At 59.8% G+C, this 1,549-nt stretch carries 1 protein-coding gene; it reads left to right on the top strand.

Annotation, left to right across the window (positions count from 1 at the left end):
- The first annotated feature begins 69 nt into the window (after nt 1-69).
- Nucleotides 70-1,440: an adenylosuccinate lyase gene (gene purB / locus ACRESJ_RS24510; RefSeq protein ID WP_431760208.1), complete on the top strand. Its 1,371-nt coding sequence runs from the start codon at nt 70-72 to the stop codon at nt 1,438-1,440.
- Nucleotides 1,441-1,549 lie beyond the last annotated feature (109 nt).

Genomic DNA, 1,549 nt, shown 5'->3' on the forward strand with positions numbered 1-1,549 from the left:
ACGGACCGGCGGATTTTTTCATGTATGATACGCGCCCCATTTCGTTGCCCGACTGTCCGAGAACACCCCATGCAGCTCTCTTCGCTCACTGCGGTTTCCCCTGTTGACGGCCGCTACGCCGGCAAAACCCAGGCCCTGCGCCCAATTTTCAGCGAGTACGGCCTGATCCGTGCCCGCGTTCTGGTGGAAGTGCGCTGGCTCCAGCGCCTGGCCGCTCACCCCGCCATCAGCGAAGTGCCGGCGTTCTCCGCCGAAGCCAACGCTGTGCTCAACGCCCTGGCGGAAAACTTCTCTCTGGAGCACGCCGAGCGCGTCAAAGAGATCGAGCGCACCACCAACCACGACGTCAAAGCCATCGAATACCTGCTCAAAGAGCAAGCGGCCAAGCTGCCGGAACTGGCCAAAGTCAGCGAGTTCATCCACTTTGCCTGCACCAGCGAGGACATCAACAACCTGTCCCACGCCCTGATGCTGCGTGAAGGCCGTGATGACGTGATGCTGCCGCTGATGCGTCAGACCGCCAATGCCATCCGCGAACTGGCCCAGCGTTTCGCCGACGTGCCAATGCTGTCGCGCACCCATGGTCAACCAGCCTCGCCTACTACTCTGGGCAAGGAACTGGCCAACGTCGTTTACCGCCTGGAGCGCCAGATCGCTCAGGTCGCGGCCGTTCCGCTGCTGGGCAAGATCAACGGCGCCGTGGGCAACTACAACGCTCACCTGTCGGCCTACCCTGAGATTGACTGGGAAGCCAACGCCCGCGCCTTCATCGAAGACGAGCTGGGCCTGGGCTTCAACCCGTACACCACGCAGATCGAACCGCACGACTACATCGCCGAGCTGTTCGACGCGATCGCACGTTTCAACACCATCCTGATCGACTTCGACCGCGACATCTGGGGCTACATCTCCCTGGGTTATTTCAAACAGCGCACCATCGCTGGCGAAATCGGTTCCTCGACCATGCCGCACAAGGTCAACCCGATCGACTTCGAAAACTCCGAAGGCAACCTGGGTATCGCCAACGCACTGTTCCAGCACCTGGCGAGCAAACTGCCGATCTCCCGCTGGCAGCGCGACCTGACCGACTCCACCGTACTGCGCAACCTCGGTGTCGGCTTCGCCCACAGCGTGATCGCCTACGAAGCCAGCCTCAAAGGCATCAGCAAGCTTGAGCTCAACGAGCAGAAAATTGCTGCCGACCTGGACGCCTGCTGGGAAGTATTGGCCGAGCCAATCCAGACCGTGATGCGTCGCTACAACATCGAAAACCCGTACGAAAAGCTGAAAGAATTGACTCGCGGCAAGGGCATCAGCCCGCAAGCGCTGCAAACTTTCATCGACGGCCTGGACATGCCTGCCGCGGCCAAGGCCGAGCTGAAACTGCTCACCCCGGCCAACTACATCGGTAACGCTGTAGAGCAAGCCAAACGCATCTGATCGACCGCTAGACCCTTTTAAGACGCCCGGCCGCGCCGGGCGTTTTTATTCCCGTCTGAAAAGTGCTTTTTTTCAATAGGTTACACATGAATCCTGACACTCCTCTTCA

The sequence above is a fragment of the Pseudomonas sp. genome, from assembly GCF_050739655.1.
Taxonomy (GTDB): Bacteria; Pseudomonadota; Gammaproteobacteria; order Pseudomonadales; family Pseudomonadaceae; genus Aquipseudomonas.